The organism is Burkholderia sp. Se-20378 (assembly GCF_017104665.1).
Classification (GTDB): Bacteria; Pseudomonadota; Gammaproteobacteria; order Burkholderiales; family Burkholderiaceae; genus Burkholderia; species Burkholderia lata.
In genome coordinates, this window is sequence record NZ_JAAGPG010001255.1 from 1 (window position 1) to 685 (window position 685).

Here is a 685-nt window from a genome sequence, read left to right on the forward strand (position 1 = left end):
TACCTCGACCTCGACCGGCCTGTCTTCGGCGAATAGCTCGATCACTTCGCTGTCGACCTCGACTTCGACGGGCTTGTCGTCGGCCAACAGCTCGATCACTTCGCTGTCGACTTCCACGTCGACGGGGCTGTCGTCAGCCACCAGCTCAATTGGTTCGTTGTCGACAGGGCTTAGCTCGACGAATAGTTCGGTGACGTCGTTGTCGACCTCGACGTCGACGGGCCTGTCTTCGGCGAATAGCTCGATTACTTCGTTGTCGACTTCGACGTCGACGGGACTCAGCTCGACGAACAGTTCGGTGACGTCGTTGTCGACCTCGACCTCGACGGGCCTGTCGTCGGCGAACAGCTCGATTACTTCGTTGTCAACCTCCACGTCGACGGGGCTGTCGTCGGCCACCAGTTCGATTGGTTCGTTGTCAACGGGGCTCAGCTCGACGAATAGTTCGGTGACGTCGTTGTCGACTTCGACGTCGACAGGGCTGTCGTCAGCCACCAGTTCGATTGGTTCGTTGTCGACGGGGCTCAGCTCGACGAACAGTTCGGTGACTTCGCTGTCTACCTCGACCTCGACCGGCCTGTCTTCGGCGAATAGCTCGATCACTTCGCTGTCGACCTCGACTTCGACGGGCTTGTCGTCGGCCAACAGCTCGATCACTTCGCTGTCGACTTCCACGTCGACGGGG

The 685-nt window shown here is 59.6% G+C and carries 1 protein-coding gene; it reads right to left on the reverse strand.

Annotated features, from left to right (window positions below; genetic code table 11):
- The coding region (locus G3N93_RS41270; RefSeq protein ID WP_206135669.1) for a hypothetical protein at positions 1 to 685 on the reverse strand (685 nt) is incomplete at both ends.